Genomic DNA, 18,599 nt, shown 5'->3' on the forward strand with positions numbered 1-18,599 from the left:
TACAAGAGAATAAAATTCGCTTAACGAACTGATCAATGAAGTAGACGATTGTAGCATAAACAGGGAAAAACAGGGCACTCTAGGGCTATATTCACCAAAAAGTAAGGAGTGTCCTGTATGATCCAAAAATTGCGTGGACGTCGTTTTTACTTATTTATTTTGTTTGTAGCTATTTTAGAGCTATCCATGATGGGATTGCATTCATTGGAAGGAAAAAAGGCAACTCACAGCAATCAGACACATGTACTTGCTGAAGAAGTGAAGAAGCCCTCTCTTGTCGTGGAACACCAAGTAAAAGGCAATGATCTGGAATTAAAATTGATTGTTCAAGATTTCCGGTTCTCATTGGAAAACATGGGAAAAGAAAATAAAGACGGTGAAGGCCATGTCCATTTGTATGTAGATGGGAAGAAAATAGCCAAGATTTTTGGACCGCAATTTACCTTAGCGGATGTGGCTCCCGGTAAGCACAAAATAGAAGTGGAATTAGCCCATAACAACCATGAATCCTATGGTGTCAAACAGACCTTTGAAATCGTAGTCAACTAAGCAAATGAAAAAGAGAGTCTTATGAGGCTTTCGCCTACATAGGAAAAAGCTGTGGAGTCCATGAAGACCATCCACAGCTTTTTCCTTTTCGCTCTGTCGTTCGTTATTATAGGTAGTTTATGGTTACGTGTTGTGCATCTTGAGGTAAGGTAATCACCGTAGTTGGGTAGGTAATTACTTGAAGCAGCATTGATTTTTGAGGTCGCTCTTCTACGACATGGATGACATAAGTTCCGTCAGTCTCTTGCTGGACCTTGTCAACCTTGATAGAATAGCCACTGGTAGGGCGCTCACCAAGCGCAATGGCTACATAGGTGAGATCATTTTCATGAATCAGTCGATAGCCACCCTGTTCTTGTATATCGGCAAGCGCCAGATCTACAGAAGTGGGGTAGGAAGTAGGAGCAGTGCTAAAATCATTCATAGATACAACTCCTTTTTGGTTAGACTGTTGAATATTGTGAGGCAAAGAGATATCCTGAGCTGTTGCAGTTGGGGTCGTGTTAATGTAGGAAATCAGGATTCCTCCCATTAGCAATAAACCTGCTAATACATGTTTCATTCTCTATCCCTCCTATGATTTCCTCCATCTACCGTTACGAATAGAGGTGAGCTTCGTGAATTTATATAAATGTCTGGATATGTTGTCAGAACGTACAATGGAAGAGATTATCCAGGAACAGAACCGGCGATTAAACATCAAATGCGACAAATCTTTAATGAACCGACTACAGGATGCAAGCTTCTGTCAATCATTATGGGAAGCACTCACAGAGCACGAGCGTCAAGCAGTGTCTCTTTTTTATACAAATGCGCAACAGGGATTTATACGTAAGCGTGAATTTGAGACAATTACTCAGCAAGATATTCTGTTAACAGCAGGTCTTACAAAGCTACGTCGACTAGGTATTATTTATACGGTTCGAAAAATGTGGAGCGAGATAGGCTATATGATGCCATTCGAATTACGTAAAAATATATACGCCTTTAGTAGCCTTACACACAAAAAAGGGATAGAACCATCAGTAAAAGAGGAAGCCATCCCGCATGTATTTTCCTATTCACTTCCAGCAGGGCGCGGTATCCATATGGATATGCTTGCCTTTCTGCTGTTTTTAAGAGAACAATCGGTTTCTCTTACACAAAAAAATGGAATACCCCGGCGAATGCTCCTCAAATGGATGGATCGCATTTCTTTGAGAGATGAACATATGCGGGGGTGGTTTTCTAGTCTTTTGCCGTCTGAAGTAAAGGTAGATGATCAAACGCCCGTTTCTTTTCTCTTTGATCTATCCTTACGAATGCGGCTTGTCTATTTACAAGATAAAAGAATTTGCCTGCATCCCGCAATATTAAATGATTGGTTACGAAAGAAAAATGTGGAACAGCTTGAGGATATCAAAACAAACTTATTACGATACTATGCGCCAAAGGAGTCGTGGCAAGAAGGATTTCTATTTGAATTGCAATTGCTCGATAAAGAATGGTACAGGATAGATGAGATTCTTTCTAAGCTAACGAAGATAGGTTATAGGCTACCAGAACAGACCCTGGAGCAATTGAAAAAGACCTGGTTACATCCTTTGCTTGGTTTTGGACTCATTCAATTAGGCGAAGATAATGAACAAAACCTGTGGATTCGCCATAATCCCTATCATCAGGATCAGGGGGATCATCAGCCTAAATGGTATTTGGATTCGACTGGTGAAGTCATGGTTCCTCCGGGTATGATGTTAGCTCAGCTTTGGGAGCTAAGCCGTTTGGGAGAAATGAATGTAGCTGGGGATTTTATTACCTGCAATGTAACCTCCCAACGTGTGCAGACCTACTTATCGACAGGAGGAAGTGTTGACCAAATTCTTCAATTTTTCCACGAGCATACAGCCCATCCAGTACCAGACTCTGTTGCTCAACTCCTCATAAAATGGTCAGAGGACGCGAAACAGCTCTCCTATGAGCAGGTGATTCGGTTTAAAACAACCAGTCCTGCATTGTTAGCTGAATTACGTGATATAGGAATTCTTGCCCCGTTTATATCGGAGGTCATTTCGCCTGTAGCTTTTTTACTTCCTGAAAGTAAATTGGAGGAATTTATCTCCTTGCTTAGGGAATGTGGGTATGAGCCGCAGTCAGGGGAAATCCGTCGTTTCCAGGCTTTAGGCTCCAATTTCGATGAGGCTCACTCGGATAACAATCTCATTCCATCAGAGATAAACCTAGATAGTGAAGGCTTTTTCCCCTTGGTAACAGCCTTTCTTGATTTCAAGGTTGAAAATGTTTTTCCTGATGTCGGTGAAGCCATCCCGGGTCTATCAGCCTTACCAAAAATGTGGACGGAACATTATCAAGGCTATCATCCAAATACGATGCGCCTGATACTAAAACGAGCACAGGAGCTCCGATTAGAGGTACAATGCCAAACCCATCGACAAGATGAATGGACGGGCAGAGTACAGGAAGTGGAATTGGAACATGGGTACTGGCAAGTACGTATGATGTCAAAAGATAAATTTTGGAAAGAAAAAGTGGATGAAATATCACGGCTACGTATCCTGATTCCAGCATATTTATAGGAAAGCCAAGTAAAAAATGTGTGATGTTTAAATCTTTCCTGTGCCTCCATGAGGGGTTTCGTGCTAAAATAATAGTAGGTTTGCCTGTAAAGGAGGTAAAACATGATAGATATACCAAGTGAATTAGATATGGCTAGCTTGTTGTATGAGGCTGATCATTTAGCCATTATGATAAATGAATCACAAGAAGTGAATGATTATTTACAAACGAAGCAAGCTATGGAAAATGACGAGAAAGTCTTACTATATATCCAGCGCTTTGAGCGTAAAAAGCTAGACTATGAAGAAGTGCAACGTTTTGGTAAGTACCACCCTGATTTCCACAAGGTAATGGCTGAGATAAGAGAATTAAAGCAGTCTTATGAAGCGTTGCCAACTGTTCGTGAATTTAAGAAAGCAGAAGCAAGCTTAGATCAGCTATTGTATCAAGTAGGTCGTGTTATAGCTGATTCTGTATCAGAGAGTGTTAAAGTTCCTAGCAATAACCCAATTATGGAGGCAATGGCCAGCGGTTGCGGTACTGGTGGCAGCTGTGGTTGCGGTAACAAAGAAAAGAAACACGCTTAATGAAAAATACGACAGCGCTCATAAAACTACGTTTTTTGCTAAAAGACGTAGTTTGAGCCTGATTACATAGGATTGTCAGTAGAGGAAGGAGTTTTCAGGGCACGATGAGACTGAAAAGATTGGGAGTAGCTGTTTGGATTAAAAATCCTCGTGTTGCGAAGAATTTACGAAAATTCGGCACCATTCATTACGTATCCAAAAGACTCAATTACGTTGCCATGTATGTGGACGCTGAAGAAATTGAGCAAGTGATATCACAATTAGAGCGGCTTCACTTTGTACTAAAGGTTGAACGTTCACATCGCCATGAAATCCCAACTGAGTATAACAATGCGAAGCCGGATAAAGCGAAGGAATTTGACTATCAATTAGAGAAAAATCAACTGATGGCTTTGGCTGAATCATTAATCAGCGATAATACATCTATCGCCAAATCGGAGCATCCGACAGCAAAGCCTATCCCGGTTCAAAGCTAGCTAGCAGAGCTTTTGATTGTAAAACATAAAGGAGCTTTTCTCATCCAATCAGTTCGTTGTGATGGGAAAAGTCTTTTTTATTCTTCTTCATGTTGTCCTGGTGAAGGCGCGAGTAAATAAAAAAGTGAACTTTGTTTCACTTTTTTGTAATTGGGCCACGTGGTATGATAAGGAAATAAGGTTTAAGGTAAGGTAAAATATTACAGCTTTGTTTGAATGCGCTTACAATTATATGGACAAAGAGAGAGCGAGGGGACAAAGACAGGATGAAACTAGATATTAACTGCGATATGGGAGAGATGTTTGGGCGTCATCGACTTGATGAAGATATGGGAATTTTACGCTGGATTACATCGGTCAATATTGCTTGTGGCTTTCACTCTGGGGACCCGCATGTGATATGCCGTACGGTTGAAGCAGCACTGAAGCAGGGTGTAAAAATAGGAGCTCATCCCGGTTACCCTGACGTTCATGGGTTTGGTCGTCGTTCCATGAATTTGTCCATGCGCGAAGTATATGAGCTGGTGTTATATCAGGTGTCTGCTTTGGAAGGAATTACAAGAGCACTGGGAGGCACATTGCATCATGTGAAGCTGCATGGAGCTCTGTACAATGAAGCAGCGGAGCGGCCAGAATTAGCAGAAGCAGTTGTTCGCGCTATTACGGATATTCGAGAGGATTTAATCCTGTACGCATTATCAGGAAGCTCGTTGGTTCAGGTCGGGCTAGAGCATGGGCTGTATGTGGCGGAGGAAGTATTTGCAGATCGAGCATACCTGCCGAATGGGCGATTAGCCCCCCGAGAATTGGAAGGAAGCATTTTAATTAGCAAGGAGGAGCAATTGCAGCAGGCAAGTCAGCTCGTAAAAGAACAACGGGTACGAACGGTAGATGGCAGTGTCATTGAATTAGCCGCAGATACGCTTTGCATTCATAGAGAAAGTCCTGATTGCATACATGTTCTAAAGGAACTGCATCGTTGGGCACAGCAAAACGAGGTTTGTCTAGAGGCGGTTGCTGTGTGTTAATTTAGAAAAGGGCGACTTAGGTCGCCTTTCTAGCCACGGGGTGATATTTCTGAAAAATAAGTTAATTCATTCTTTACGGCATACACTATTGAAAACGATGGCTCCTTTTATAGGAGGTGGAAGTAGCCCTTCGTCCCTTTTTATTCCAGAAGCGCGCAATGTTACAGTGAAAACCTTTGATGGCAAAGCAGGGAATTGGCTTACTACTAAAAATCCTGTTCAATACCAAGCAGCTATTGTGCAGGGAAATGATAGCTTGGCTCCCTTAGCGTGGGGGGACCCGATGCAGGGGACGGGCTGGTATCACATGTATAAGCCGGGAGAGATTACAGGAAAGCAGATCAATGGCATGCTAGATGATGCCAAATTTCTGATCCGTATCCCAGATGATTGGAATGGAAAATTAGTGGTGGCTGGAGTACCGGCGACACGTAATGAAACATCAACCGATTTATTATTCAGTGATTATGTTCTAGGACAAGGCTACGCTTTTGCGGCTATTGATAAAGGAACTCAGGGGAAGTGTGATCCAAATGATCCGTTAGCAAAAGTGAAGAATGCACTGATAGCAAAGGACGACAGCATAGCGAAATGGCATAGGTGCTTTCGACAGGTAACAAAAGTAGCTCAGGATTACTTAACCACTCATCATCAAGAGCAGTTGATTTCCAGCAAGGACGACGGCAATCCGGCTCATGGTTTACTGACTGAACATCATCGGGTTCCTACCTATGCCATGGGAATTTCTAACGGTGGCTATGTAGTGAGGTATGCACTGGAACATGATGATCCCCAATTAACGGGAGAGCCAGCTCTATTTGATGGAGGACTAGAGCTGGAAGGGGTGATGTGGCAAGCAGAGGCTCCGAATTTGATTAGCTCGCTCACCACCGTTGTACAACATGCCTATGCTGCCATATATAGCACAGGGGACGGACAAAAGCAGGCACGCACATGCATCTATGAGGCTGGAATGCCAGTAGGCTCTGAAAAATTATGGGCATATTATGATCAGCTCTATTGGTTTGTTAGCCTAAATATTTATCGAGATAAGTTCGATCCCACCGCTCCTAATCGCTTGGCTTGGCAGGATTATCTCTGCTTTGATCAAACCGGCCTGCGTGACCGAAGCTATGACCATATTTTTGCTTCTTATGATTATAAAAAAAGACCTACATCGGTCAAACAAGCAGTTCAGCCAATTGCAAATACCGGCCGGATACACGCGCCGCTTATTTCAGTTGCTGGAACGTGGGACGCTTTGATTTTTCCCGATCTGCATGCAAAGGCTTATGCAAAATTAATCCAGCAGGCAGGGCAAGCGAGTAAGCATCGGTTGTACATGATTGAACAAGCGAATCATGTGGACGGTCTGGTTTGGAGCAAGGTTGATCCTGAGCATGAATTACAGCCAATGCTACCTTATGCACACCAATGTTTTGATTTATTGGTCGAATGGGTGGAAAAAGGAATAAGTCCTCCTGCTAGTAAAAGCATATCAACCCCACTTCATCCAGCGCATGTAATTGATGTAGTGACTGGAGAAGAAAGGGAACCATAGGGGTGAGATGAAAAATATCAGTAACAAAGAAACGCAGCGTATTTCCTGTCCGTATGCAGGTTTATTCTGCGTTTCTTCTTATTTTTTAGAAATGATGTCACACAGTAGAAATCGACTATGTTACAATCTGTAAAGAAGTTTCTTGCATTAGCCGATTGTACCAGTAGAGGAATTATTATTCAGCTTTGGCTTGGGAAGTAGTGGGGAGAGTTCTACATGAAAGCAATACATAAGAAAAGTTTAGCAGTATGTGTAGGTTTATTGATGTGCTTTGCAGCGATGGGAGCCTACATGAAATTACCTGAGATTAAGGAGTTTTTATCCTCTTTACAATCTGATTCTTTATTTTATAACAGTACAACCTCAGTAGATCCGTTTCGTAAAGAAGAGTTGTTACCGCCAGTAGTCAAAGAACTTAATCCTTCTTATACAATTAAGGCATCTTTATTGCCTGATCAAGCAACAATAGCAGGAACGGTTACTATGACTTTTGATAATCCACAGACGGAGAAGCTATATCTGTATTATTACGGTTATAAATGGAACAACAACAAAATTTCCGCCATTCGCTGGAAAGGAAAAAGTATGTCCTATAACCGGCGCGATCCTGTCCTTGTGTTGGATAACCCAGCTAAAAACGAAACTCGAACACAGCTAGAAGTGGTTTTTGAAACAAAGGTTCCACGTGGGCCAACTCGCTTTGGTGTTCATCAAGGAATTTGGACCTTAACACATTGGTACCCGATGCTTGGAGCTATGGATCAGCAGAAGCGCTGGTATGAGCCTCCACAGGTCATCGGATATGGTGACCCTTACATTTATCATTATGCCGATTATGAAGTCGATATGGTCGCTCCCTCTTCATTTAATTGGGTAACTTCATGGGGAAGAGGAAAGAAATTCAGTAATGAAGGTGGCCGATCTACTTATCATTTTACAGGGAAAAAGCTACTTAATTTTACAATGGTAGGCAGTCCATTATACAAAGTTGAAACGGTCAAAATCTCTCCAAATCTAACAGTGGATATTGGATCGACAGATGTAACTCGTTTGGCAAAATTAAAGGAGATTGCTACTCAGGTTCTGCCGATTTACAGCAAATTGATGGGCGAGCTTCCTTATCCTCGAATTGGTATAGCAGAGACAGGAGATGACACAGTCTATGCTATGGAATACGCGAATATGGCTATTATCGCCAAGCATAAGGTTAACAGCAATCAGGTAGAGCATTGGTTACCGCATGAGTTAGCTCATTTGTGGTGGTACAATTCTGTTGAAAATATTGAGCCATATACAGGATGGATGGACGAAGGATTAGTAGAGGCGAGTGTTACCTTTTATTATCGGGAACGCTATGGAGAAAAAGCCGCGGCCAAAATATTAGCGGAGTATCAGGCGGAGGCGAATAGGCTGGCAAAAGCTTATCCATATGGGAAACTTTCGAATCACCTGACACAGTTTAAGGATTACTATGAATTTGATTGGACCTGGTACTCCAATGCGGCCTTACTGTTCGATAATTTACGAAAACAACTAGGGGACCAATTATTCTTTGACTTTTTAAAACGGGTGCAAAGCAATTACCAGCATAAAGTCATTGGTCCAGAGCATTTGGATCAGGCGTTAGGTCAAATCTTAGAAGCTGAGGCCCAGTATTTTGTGCCAAATGTCCATAAACAAAATCAAAAGAGCTTTATCCCAATTGCTGCGGAATATTATGTGAATATCATTATAGGTCAAACTCATTTTTATCCAGTTACAAGGGGACGCATCCGTAATCAAGTAGTTTATTTGCCCCTACGCGAAACCTTGGAGCAGTTAGGTTTTAAGGTAACATCGGATCAAGCCAACCGTACAATACGAGCAGAGTCAAAGCGTAACGTCATTGTTTTCCATGAAAAATCAGATCGTTATGTTTTAAATGGGGTTGAACAGAAAATGCCGGTTCCTTTGTTAGAGTGGCACGCACGCAGCTTATTCCCACTTGCTTTGCTAAACGAGGGCTTAGGGTACCGAGTAACTTATCAGAAGGAAAAGCGGACGGTCACCATTCAATAATAGTGACGAGGGGAAAAACACCATGCAATCAACCAATATTATTCTCATTGGATTTATGGGAACAGGTAAATCAACAGTAGGTGAACAGCTCGCACAGCGGCTACATTATGAGCGATGTGATCTAGATGAAGAAATCGTCAAAGTAACGGGGAAAACAATCCCCCAAATTTTTGCCGAGGATGGCGAAGAGATATTTAGACAGCTTGAGACGAATGTGTTACGTCAATTGGCTGACGGAAATCGTCGCGTGATAATCACGGGTGGCGGAGCGGTGTTGCGACCTGAGAACGTTCAGGTAATGCTTCAGCATGGACGAGTAGTAGCCCTTACTGCTTGCGAGCAGGAGATTATTCGCCGTGTTGAACGAGATCAGAATCGGCCGCTTCTTCAAGGAAATGTGAAGGAAAAAGTACGAGAACTGCTACAAGCACGCGCAGGGGCATACGATTTTGCTCCGGTTCAAATCGATACAACTGGGAAAACGATAGAAGAAATTGTCGATGAAATAACCACCGCATAACGATTTAAATTGCTCTTCTTCGGCAACACTAATGCCAAGGGAGGGATGCGCGATGTCATCGCAAGAATACGTAAAGTATATGACCAAGCGCTTTGTGCAATATTTGGAGACTCCTAAGGAAGAGCGTCGGCGACAACGTGAAGTGCCGCGCGAACCCTGGTCCTCTAAATGGTTTGGCGCAATCCCGATGTCCATCAAGCTATTATTCAAAAAATAACATCTGGGGGTTCTTATGCCAAAAGTAGCCGTAGAAAAAACATTATCCCATGTAAGCTCGATGCTACGCAGTAATGGTTTTGATGTGGTTGAATTGGGAAATTGGCAACAGATGGTAGATGCTGTAGTCATTACAGGTATGGATGAAAACTTGATTGGGGATCAGTCCAAGAGTATTGCGGGAGCGCCTGTTATCAATGCAGAGGGCATGACACTGGATGAAATTTTTCATCAGGTAAATGAGCGCTGTTCTCCTGTTGATGATGGTTTTCGCTGAATAAAGGTCAAAACGGTGGTATTCTCTCACATGAAAGGAGAGAAACCACCGTTTTGCTATTTTACATGGTTTGATGAAGTGTGTACGATACTTCCCACTTGTTCAATATAAGAGTAAGGTAAGAAACGCAACCCCGAGTCCCAGACACCTATGTACGGTTCGTTATCCCAGAGGTGAACGGTTCCGATAGTAAAAGGAGCCATCACTTCTTTTTCGAACAAATCGGCAGTAATAACAATCGGTTCATTTGGTTTTTGAGTGAGCAAGTAGGTTAGCTCTTGTTTTGGCGTAGTAGGACGATTCACTCTTGCGGTTAACCAGTCAATACGGGAAAAAGGGTCCGTTTCCGTAGATAGCAACGTCCGGCTCAAAGTTAGTTGAGCCTCTTTATCCACTAATTTTTGACTAGCGATACGATGCATAACGGAAGGATCAGGCTTGAGTCGAGACGGAAACTTTTCGCCGGATTTCGCATCGATATATTCATGCGTATCTGCTATCGGTATGCGCCAATACGATGTAAAACCATCATAATATAATTCTGCTTTCGCATCTTTTGGTGCTAGCTTTTGATCAAACAATGTATATTCACCCAGTCCGTATTCCATCAAAACAAATTCAGGAGTTACTTGGTTTGCTGTCTCCTGTGACTCGGTGACAATCATATAGCCAAGGGGTTTGTCTTTTTCCTTTATTGTGACCAGCCATTCATGTGAACCAGGACCTAATGCTTGGATTTCAATGCTAGCTTGTTTCCAGGCTTTGAACTGACTATCCTTTTCTTCTAATTTTTTCATCCAAGTCTGAATGTGTTGGGTAAAAGCTGCGGTCCATGGACCTTCTTGTGCAGCATGCGCTTGAGAAGAGGGAAGCGAGAATAAGAGGAGTAGCAACAAGAATCGGCTCGCTAGTGAACGTAGTTTCATACACTGAGACACCATCCCTTCGTAGGTTACGTTACCTATTGTAACCAAATGCCATCAAAAGATTTGTTGGTTGCTGTCAGCTCTCCTCTATATTTCTTCGCTGTTGTTTTACAAATTTCTGGGCTATGTAGAATCAGGTCTAACTAAGCAATGCACCGATTAGATTGGTGGCAAATTAAATAAATAAAACAGGCCACCATTAATAAGCTTTACGTCGACACGCGGTTCATATTGCCAGCGTAATTCGCTCATACGTCGCTCTTTTTCCTCCTCGATACTACTTGCTTTCCATTCCTCTTGTTCGACTTGCTCCTTTGGTGTTTCTTGTATGCCGTTTATTCGTAGAAAATCAAGAATACGTCCACCCTTTTGTAAATGATCCTGCATCGTTGCAGGGGATTGCGAGAGTGTGACAGGGATCGATTCGTCAGCGATAGGTGTCGGACGCTTCACCGAGAGCAAATGCCCCAATGGAGAAGGGGAATCCGTGTGAAGAACCGGAGTTTCGCTTGTTTCACCTTGTATACTCTTACCGATTTGACTCTTTGCCTGTGGAGTAGGGGTTAAAACGGAAGCATTTGAGGCCTCTTCTAAATCGGCTTCTCCAGTAGCTTCTTCTTTAGAAGTTGTTTTTGAAGCCTTAGCCTCCTCCCGCTCTTGTTCTAGTGCCGCATGCTTGTAATATTCCTCTAAGATATCTAACTCCTCCTGAAGACGAAGGCGAGCTTGGTCAGCCCAGGAATGATCTTGATTATCTAAAAAATGGTACACTTCACTTTTAGCCATTTCAATAGCTTGGGGAATGTCCAGACGACGATCCAATGTATAAAAATAATCAGGTATAGCAGGAGTAAGCTGTAACCGCTTGAGAAACGGGTAAAAATCCTGAACCACTCGCGCTTGATGTAGATTTACCCCGAGAGAAAGAAGGAAATCGCGTTTTTTGTCACAGATAAAAGAAACTTTTATATTTAAATGGAGCCAAGGAGTTAACGCTGTCGATCTTCGTGTCGACATACTTGCTTTTTGCAAGATACCCTTTGGAGTTTCGTACATACAAACAAAACGTCCGTGCTTGTAAGTAGATTCAAAGATTTGCTGAAGCCGTTTTGAACCAAAATGAATATGCTCAGCCCGCAGCTCCTTTGGAATCTCTGTCTGAGGAAAATAAAGGGTGAGGTGGAGTGGCTGAGGAGCGATGTTCATTTTCTCCACCCAAGACCAGTAAAATGGGCGATTCCCGATATCCTTATCTACATCCTCTGGTAATTTTACAGTGACATAGTCTGGATGGTTCTCAACTACGTGTGACTGAAAGGCTGCAAAATACTTTTCTACGAATTCCCGTACTTCCGTCTGTTGCATGAGGGGGAACTTCCTTTCTCGATAAGTGATGAAGGTGTGAGAATTTCCTGAACCACCGGTTGCAAAGGTGCTTATGATTGCGGAAGGGATTGTGGGTGTTTATGCAGCTCTTTATTTTGGCGTAGAGAGCGAAGCACACTGCCCATATTATCCATTTTTAACGCCATTTCTTTATTGGAGCGGGAATCCATAATGATTTCTACAAGACTTTGCTCCAAGGATTTTGTTAAAGCAAGACGTTCTACTATATCATCTAGCTCGCCAATAACCATTTCAAATAGATCAATTTTTTCATATAGCAGGCGAAGAATATGTTCTTCGATCGTATCGGTGGTGGATAAGTTATAGATAAACACATCCTTTTTTTGACCGAGTCGATGAACACGTCCGATTCTTTGTTCGATGCGCATTGGATTCCAGGGCATGTCATAATTGATAACGTGATTGCAAAATTGCAGGTTAATTCCTTCCCCGCCAGCTTCAGTAGCAATGAGTACCTGTGCCCGGTTTTGAAACAAGTCCGTCATCCAATCCTTTTTACTACGCTTAAAGCCTCCCCTGAAAGGCACCGATGTAATACCGTTTTCGCTTAAATATTTTTGTAAATAGTTTTGCGTAGCACGATATTCGGTAAAGATGATCACCTTGTCATTGATTTGTTTTAATAGCTCTACGGTTTTTGTCGCTTTGGAATGCGTCTTAATTTGCTTGATCATATCGACTAAACGCATGATTTCCGCCCGTTTCGGAGAGGCCTCCGGGGCTTTTTGATGCATATGATATAACGTCATGAAAGCTGCTTCACGACTTGAGCATACCTCTCGTTGCAAGGTTAATAAAGCTAGAGCATTGACCTTTCCCGTCTCCTGCTGATATCTTTCCTTGACGAATTGAGTAACGCCATCATAAAGCGCACGCTCCTCAACAGATAACTCAATCGGGATAGATTGAACACGGCGCGGAGTAAAATGAACTCCTCCGTCACTGCGGCGATTGCGGATCATAATTTTTTTGATTTCCGTTTGCAATTTACCACTGTTCTTAGCTTGGCGTTTGCCATCTACATAGGTGGATGAGAAGGACTGCGTATGCCCTAAATGCCCAGGACGAAGTAAATTGATTAGATTATAGAGTTCATCCATCTCGTTTTGAATAGGGGTGGCAGTCAGCAGCAGGCAATATTTTTTCTTAATTTCTTTCACGAACTGATAATTTTTCGTCCGTTTATTTTTTAGCTTGTGTGCCTCATCAATGATTAACATATCATAATCAATATCAAGCACATGCCGACGGTGAGGGTCCCGTTTAGCAGTATCAATCGAGGCCACAACCACATCATATTGGCGCCACATGTACTCCTTCTTTTGTGGCATGGCTGGGATGCCGAATTTTTGATTAAGCTCCTTGGTCCATTGTATGACAAGAGAAGCGGGTACAAGGATCAGAATTTTTTTGGCTAATCCGCGTACCATATACTCTTTCATTATGAGTCCTGCTTCAATCGTTTTACCTAGCCCTACTTCATCGGCCAAAATAGCCCGACCCCTCATCTGATTTAGAACGCGATTAGCCGTTTCGATTTGATGAGGGAAGGGTTCTACATAAGGGAGGTACTTTAAACATTGAAGCTGATCAAAATCAGTTACTGCCAATGCCTCCTCTGCCTGTAACGCGAGCTGAAACAACTCCCATTTATTCCAAGGCCCATCCTGCTGAATTAATTCTTCCAAAGGGGCAACCCAGCTCGTATCGAAAGAAAGTGAGAAATTCGTCATACATGGTATCTCCCTTCTTACTATCTTAAAATCACAAGGTAAATCTATTTAAAAAACGAACATTTTTATGATGTAAGCGTTTTAATGTTAATAAATAATTGCTGTTTTGCAAATTTCTGTTTTCTTCTTTCCAAAGTCATGTTAGGATAAAGGAGACAGACAGGAAGACACGTTATAGTATGCGTTTCTTTCATAGATTTTATGTACAATAACCCTTCTTTTGCGAATGAAGGTAGTAGGGAGAGACTGCGAGTATTATCTGTGCAGCGCCGAAGGAGCAAACCAGAAATGGTGAATCTCTCAGGCAAAAGAACCTCTACTGGACGCACCTCTGGAGAGAGCTTTTTTCATAGAAGCCACCAAAGGGGAAACCTACTTACCAGTAGGGTAACTCTCAGGTACCGGGACAGAGAGCTTGGAGAGCGGGCGCTTATTTGCGTTGGCTGTTACAGGTTCGCTGTCTTTTTTTGTGCTATCAAAAATGATCATGATGCAAAAAAAGATAGGAAAAGAGCAACAAGACTCTGCCGGCGCCAAGTTTCGTTTAGGTGAAAAACAAAGAGATGAAGAAAGCGAGTGGTTACATGTCAAAGCTGAAGCAAACGCCATTGTATCCGATCTATGCTACACACGGGGCCAAAACCATTGATTTTGGCGGCTGGGACCTTCCCGTTCAATTTAGTAGCATCACGCAAGAACACGAAGCGGTTCGTACAAAAGCAGGCCTATTTGATGTATCCCACATGGGTGAAGTGGAAGTAAAAGGGGAAGGTGCCCTGTATTATTTACAACGCTTGACTACGAACGATGTATCTAAACTAGAGGACGGTCAGGCTCAATATGCAGCGATGTGTTATCCAGATGGTGGTACTGTTGATGACTTAATCATTTATAAAAAACGAGATCATGATTACTTGCTAGTAATTAACGCTGGCAATATTGATAAGGATTTTGCTTGGATGCAGGAAAATCTAACAGAAAATGTCACTGTTACAAATATCTCATCCCAAATAGCACAGCTTGCGATTCAAGGTCCGCTTGCTGAAACGATTCTACAGAAAATGACGGATGTGAACCTCAAGGAGATCGGGTTCTTCCAATTTGAAGAAAACGTTTCCATTGGTGGGATTACTGCGCTAGTATCGCGTAGTGGTTATACGGGAGAGGATGGCTTTGAACTGTACGTGGATCAAGCTGATGCCATTGAGCTATGGGGAAAATTATTGGTAAATGGCAAAGAGGATGGCTTGGTTCCATGCGGATTAGGTGCACGTGATACCTTACGCTTTGAAGCTAAGCTACCATTATACGGTCAAGAGCTATCCCAGAACATTACGCCAATCGAAGCAGGTATTGGTTTTGCAGTTAAAGTAGATAAAGATGTGCCAAGCATTGGACATGACGTGTTGCTGGAGCAAAAAACGAATGGGGCTTTACGCAAGCTAGTTGGATTAGAAATGATTGATCGTGGTATTCCTCGCACACATTATCCAGTATTTGTTGGCGATGAACAGATTGGAGAGGTTACTACTGGGACACAATCGCCTACTTTGAAAAAGAATGTAGGGCTGGCGCTGATTCAAACTGCTCATGCTACTATCGACAATGAGGTAGAAGTAGAGATACGTGGAAAACGCCTGCGTGCTAAAATTATCGCCACTCCATTTTATAAACGACCTAAAAAGTAAGGAATTCGAGAAGTTAAATCAGAGGGGGAACCATCCGTGACATATCGTTATCTACCAACTACGGAGCAAGATAAGAAAGAGATGCTGGAATTTCTGGGTGTTTCCAGCGTGGATGAATTGTTTTCCGATATACCTGAAGAAGTACGTTTTCCAAGAGAATTAGCAATAGACGAAGCGCTATCTGAGCCAGATCTAGTAAAATTCATGGGCGGATTAGCTTCGAAAAATGCTAACTTTACAACTCATGTAAACTTTTTAGGAGCTGGGGTGTACCAGCATTATACGCCAAGCACCGTTAACCATATGTTATTGCGTGGTGAGTTTTTTACTGCTTATACTCCGTACCAACCCGAAATCAGCCAAGGGGAGCTACAGGCAATCTTTGAGTTTCAAACAATGGTTTGTGAACTCACAGGCATGGAGGTAGCCAATTCCTCAATGTATGACGGGTATACCTCGATGGCGGAAGCAGCAATGATGGCGGCTGGTCATAAAGGGAAGCCACGTGTAATTGTCTCCAAGACAGTTCATCCAGAATCACGCGCGGTCCTTGCAACCTATGCATATGGTCAACAAGTAGAGGTAGTTGAAGTAGACTTCACCGAGGAGGGTGTCACTAATTTATCGCAGCTACAGGCTGCTTTAGAGGTGGAAACAGCCGCCGTATTGGTTCAATACCCTAACTTTTTTGGTAGCGTAGAGGATTTACGGGCAATTGAACAGCTTACTCATGAAAAAGGGGCTCTTCTTATTGTCTCCTCCAATCCAGTTGCACTTGGCTTATTAGAAGCACCAGGAAAATTAGGAGCAGACATCGTAGTCGGAGATATGCAACCGTTCGGAATTCCAGTGTCCTTCGGAGGTCCGCACTGCGGATATTTTGCTACAACTTCCAAATTAATGCGGAAAATGCCAGGCCGTATTGTGGGTCAGACCAAGGATGAGGATGGCAAACGTGGTTTTGTACTCACCCTTCAAGCACGTGAGCAGCATATTCGTCGCGAAAAAGCGACTTCTAATATTTGTTCCAATCAAGCCTTGCTAGCGCTGGCTTCTTCGATCGCGTTAACTGCACTTGGTAAACAGGGAGTGCAGGAAATGTCACAAATGAACCTGCATAAAGCCCATTATGCGAAACAGGTGCTGGACCAACTAGACGGTGTAGAAAATGTATTTACAGCTCCATTTTTTAATGAATTTGTTATCAAGTTGCCAATAGCTGTAGCTGATGTGAATCGTAGCTTGCTACAAAAAGGCATCATTGGCGGTTATGATCTGGGTCTCGCTTATCCGGAGCTTGCCAACCATATGCTGATCGCCGTGACAGAGCTAAGAACCAAAGCAGAAATTGATCAGTTGGCAAAAGAATTGGAGGCGATCCTACATGCGTAACGATAAACAAAAAGAGATCATTTTTGAAATGAGCAAGCCAGGACGTGTAGCTTATAGCTTACCAAAAAATGATGTTCCTGAAGCTGAGATCTCCTCTTATTTTCCAGAGCATTTGATCAGAAAAACGCCAGCAGAATTGCCAGAAGTCTCCGAGTTGCAATTAGTGCGCCATTATACCGAATTATCGCGTCGGAATCATGGTATTGACAATGGATTCTATCCGTTAGGCTCTTGCACGATGAAGTACAATCCAAAAATTAATGAAGATATTGCTCGTTTTGCAGGATTTGCTCAGGTACATCCTTATCAACCGGAGGAATCGGTGCAAGGTTCACTAGAATTATTATATAATCTACAAAATGAGCTGGCTGAAATCACAGGCATGGACGCTGTGACCTTACAACCTGCGGCAGGTGCAGCAGGAGAATGGACAGGGTTGCTATTGATTCGGGCTTATCATGAAAGTCGGGGAGAAAAGCGTACAAAGGTCATCGTGCCAAACTCTGCCCATGGTACCAATCCTGCATCTGCAACGATTGCGGGATTGGAAACAATCACAATTCCATCCGATGAGCGTGGACTTGTTGATATTGAAGCTTTGCGTCAGGCAGTAGGGCCAGATACGGCAGCCTTGATGCTCACGAATCCAAATACACTAGGTCTATTCGAAGAAAATATTGTGGAAATGGCTCAGATCGTACATGAAGCGGGTGGAAAACTGTACTATGACGGAGCGAATGCAAACGCCATTTTAGGAATTGCTCGCCCGGGCGATATGGGCTTTGATGTTGTGCATTTGAATTTGCATAAAACCTTCACAGGTCCTCACGGTGGCGGTGGTCCAGGAGCAGGTCCGGTTGGCGTAAAAGAAGATTTACTTCCATTCCTGCCAAAACCAATGGTGAAGAAGACGGATGAAGGCACTTTTACACTCGATTACAATATCCCAGCTTCCATTGGCCGAGTAAAAGGTTTTTATGGCAACTTTGGCATTTTGGTTCGCGCTTACAGCTATATACGCACGATGGGACCAGATGGCTTGCTACAGGTGTCTCAAAACGCTGTGTTAAACGCTAACTATATGATGCGTAAGTTAGCTACTGCATTTGAGTTACCTTTTGATCGAGTGTGTAAGCATGAATTTGTTCTCTCTGGCGTTCGTCAGAAGAAATTAGGGGTACGTACGCTTGATATGGCTAAGCGTTTACTAGATTTCGGCTATCATCCACCTACAATCTACTTCCCATTGATTGTGGATGAATGCTTAATGATTGAACCAACCGAGACAGAAAGCAAGGAAACTCTTGATGAATTCATCGAGGTGCTCCTGCAGATTGCCAAAGAATGCGAAGAAAATCCAGAATTGGTTCAAGAAGCACCTCATACAACGGTAGTAAAACGACTTGACGAAGCAACAGCAGCAAGAAAACCAATCTTGCGCTACCAGCCTGAAGCTTAAAGATTTATATGTTGGATCAAACATCCCGTGTCCTCTACAGGTTACACGGGATGTTTTTGTATAAGCTCCTCATTAACGAGTAGGAGCTTTTTGTTGTTTCCAAAAAGGGATATGCTGGTTTACGGGTAAAGAAAAGTGACATTTTTAAAAGCAATATGTTTGATACTAA

The 18,599-nt window shown here is 42.8% G+C and carries 17 protein-coding genes and 1 riboswitch; of the genes, 13 read left to right on the forward strand and 4 right to left on the reverse strand.

Going from position 1 to position 18,599, the window contains the following annotated elements; translation table 11 throughout:
* Positions 1-117: 117 nt before the first annotated feature.
* Positions 118-549 (forward strand): hypothetical protein, encoded by a 432-nt coding sequence (locus GOP56_RS00830; protein WP_163244232.1) that lies wholly within the window; start codon positions 118-120, stop codon positions 547-549.
* Positions 550-655: 106 nt separating this feature from the next.
* On the opposite strand, the gene GOP56_RS00835 is transcribed toward GOP56_RS00830, so the two are convergent.
* A complete protein-coding gene (locus GOP56_RS00835; protein ID WP_003338000.1) occupies positions 656-1,111 on the reverse strand; it encodes a protease complex subunit PrcB family protein in 456 nt (151 codons plus the stop codon).
* A gap of 55 nt (positions 1,112-1,166) precedes the next feature.
* Here GOP56_RS00835 and GOP56_RS00840 point away from each other — a divergent pair, with 55 nt between their 5' ends.
* The 9 genes from GOP56_RS00840 (at position 1,167) to GOP56_RS00880 (ending at position 9,825) form a co-directional block, all read left to right on the forward strand.
* Positions 1,167-3,122 (forward strand): hypothetical protein, encoded by a 1,956-nt coding sequence (locus GOP56_RS00840; protein WP_163244233.1) that lies wholly within the window; start codon positions 1,167-1,169, stop codon positions 3,120-3,122.
* Between the two features lie 102 nt (positions 3,123-3,224).
* Complete coding sequence (locus GOP56_RS00845) at positions 3,225-3,689, forward strand: YlbF/YmcA family competence regulator (protein ID WP_003337998.1); 465 nt, start codon at positions 3,225-3,227, stop codon at positions 3,687-3,689.
* A 104-nt stretch (positions 3,690-3,793) separates the two neighbouring features.
* The gene (locus tag GOP56_RS00850; protein ID WP_163244234.1) at positions 3,794-4,165 is read left to right on the forward strand and encodes a YlbG family protein; all 372 of its coding nucleotides are present in this window, start codon (positions 3,794-3,796) and stop codon (positions 4,163-4,165) included.
* Positions 4,166-4,431: 266 nt separating this feature from the next.
* Positions 4,432-5,193: a 5-oxoprolinase subunit PxpA gene (locus tag GOP56_RS00855; RefSeq protein WP_003337996.1), complete on the forward strand. Its 762-nt coding sequence runs from the start codon at positions 4,432-4,434 to the stop codon at positions 5,191-5,193.
* 97 nt (positions 5,194-5,290) lie between these two features.
* Entirely contained in the window at positions 5,291-6,754 is a 1,464-nt protein-coding gene (locus GOP56_RS00860) for an alpha/beta hydrolase (RefSeq protein ID WP_163246771.1), read from the forward strand.
* Between the two features lie 216 nt (positions 6,755-6,970).
* Positions 6,971-8,812: a stalk domain-containing protein gene (locus GOP56_RS00865; protein ID WP_163244235.1), complete on the forward strand. Its 1,842-nt coding sequence runs from the start codon at positions 6,971-6,973 to the stop codon at positions 8,810-8,812.
* 22 nt (positions 8,813-8,834) lie between these two features.
* Positions 8,835-9,332 (forward strand): shikimate kinase, encoded by a 498-nt coding sequence (locus tag GOP56_RS00870; RefSeq protein WP_163244236.1) that lies wholly within the window; start codon positions 8,835-8,837, stop codon positions 9,330-9,332.
* A 52-nt stretch (positions 9,333-9,384) separates the two neighbouring features.
* Positions 9,385-9,549 carry a YqzE family protein gene (locus GOP56_RS00875; RefSeq protein WP_022585028.1) on the forward strand — a complete coding sequence of 55 codons (165 nt, stop codon included), beginning with the start codon at positions 9,385-9,387 and terminating at the stop codon, positions 9,547-9,549.
* 15 nt (positions 9,550-9,564) lie between these two features.
* The gene (locus GOP56_RS00880; protein ID WP_003337991.1) at positions 9,565-9,825 is read left to right on the forward strand and encodes a YkuS family protein; all 261 of its coding nucleotides are present in this window, start codon (positions 9,565-9,567) and stop codon (positions 9,823-9,825) included.
* A gap of 56 nt (positions 9,826-9,881) precedes the next feature.
* Here GOP56_RS00880 and GOP56_RS00885 read toward each other — a convergent pair whose 3' ends face one another.
* The 3 genes from GOP56_RS00885 to GOP56_RS00895 form a co-directional block, all read right to left on the reverse strand.
* The gene (locus tag GOP56_RS00885; protein ID WP_163244237.1) at positions 9,882-10,751 is read right to left on the reverse strand and encodes a hypothetical protein; all 870 of its coding nucleotides are present in this window, start codon (positions 10,749-10,751) and stop codon (positions 9,882-9,884) included.
* A 159-nt stretch (positions 10,752-10,910) separates the two neighbouring features.
* Entirely contained in the window at positions 10,911-12,116 is a 1,206-nt protein-coding gene (locus GOP56_RS00890) for a YqhG family protein (protein WP_163244238.1), read from the reverse strand.
* A 71-nt stretch (positions 12,117-12,187) separates the two neighbouring features.
* Positions 12,188-13,891, reverse strand: a complete 1,704-nt coding sequence (locus GOP56_RS00895; RefSeq protein ID WP_163244239.1) for a DEAD/DEAH box helicase — start codon at positions 13,889-13,891, stop codon at positions 12,188-12,190.
* A gap of 227 nt (positions 13,892-14,118) precedes the next feature.
* A riboswitch (glycine riboswitch) is annotated at positions 14,119-14,216 on the forward strand.
* Between the two features lie 259 nt (positions 14,217-14,475).
* Here GOP56_RS00895 and gcvT point away from each other — a divergent pair.
* From gcvT to gcvPB, 3 genes are read left to right on the forward strand one after another with little or no spacing between them, the layout of a single operon-like run.
* Positions 14,476-15,579 carry a glycine cleavage system aminomethyltransferase GcvT gene (gene gcvT, locus GOP56_RS00900; protein ID WP_163246772.1) on the forward strand — a complete coding sequence of 368 codons (1,104 nt, stop codon included), beginning with the start codon at positions 14,476-14,478 and terminating at the stop codon, positions 15,577-15,579.
* Between the two features lie 36 nt (positions 15,580-15,615).
* The gene (gcvPA, locus tag GOP56_RS00905; RefSeq protein ID WP_163244240.1) at positions 15,616-16,971 is read left to right on the forward strand and encodes an aminomethyl-transferring glycine dehydrogenase subunit GcvPA; all 1,356 of its coding nucleotides are present in this window, start codon (positions 15,616-15,618) and stop codon (positions 16,969-16,971) included.
* Positions 16,964-18,430 carry an aminomethyl-transferring glycine dehydrogenase subunit GcvPB gene (gene gcvPB, locus GOP56_RS00910; protein ID WP_163244241.1) on the forward strand — a complete coding sequence of 489 codons (1,467 nt, stop codon included), beginning with the start codon at positions 16,964-16,966 and terminating at the stop codon, positions 18,428-18,430. Before gcvPA ends, gcvPB begins: the two co-directional genes overlap by 8 nt.
* Positions 18,431-18,599 lie beyond the last annotated feature (169 nt).

This window comes from Brevibacillus sp. 7WMA2 (assembly GCF_010748895.1).
Taxonomy (GTDB): domain Bacteria; phylum Bacillota; class Bacilli; order Brevibacillales; family Brevibacillaceae; genus Brevibacillus_B; species Brevibacillus_B halotolerans.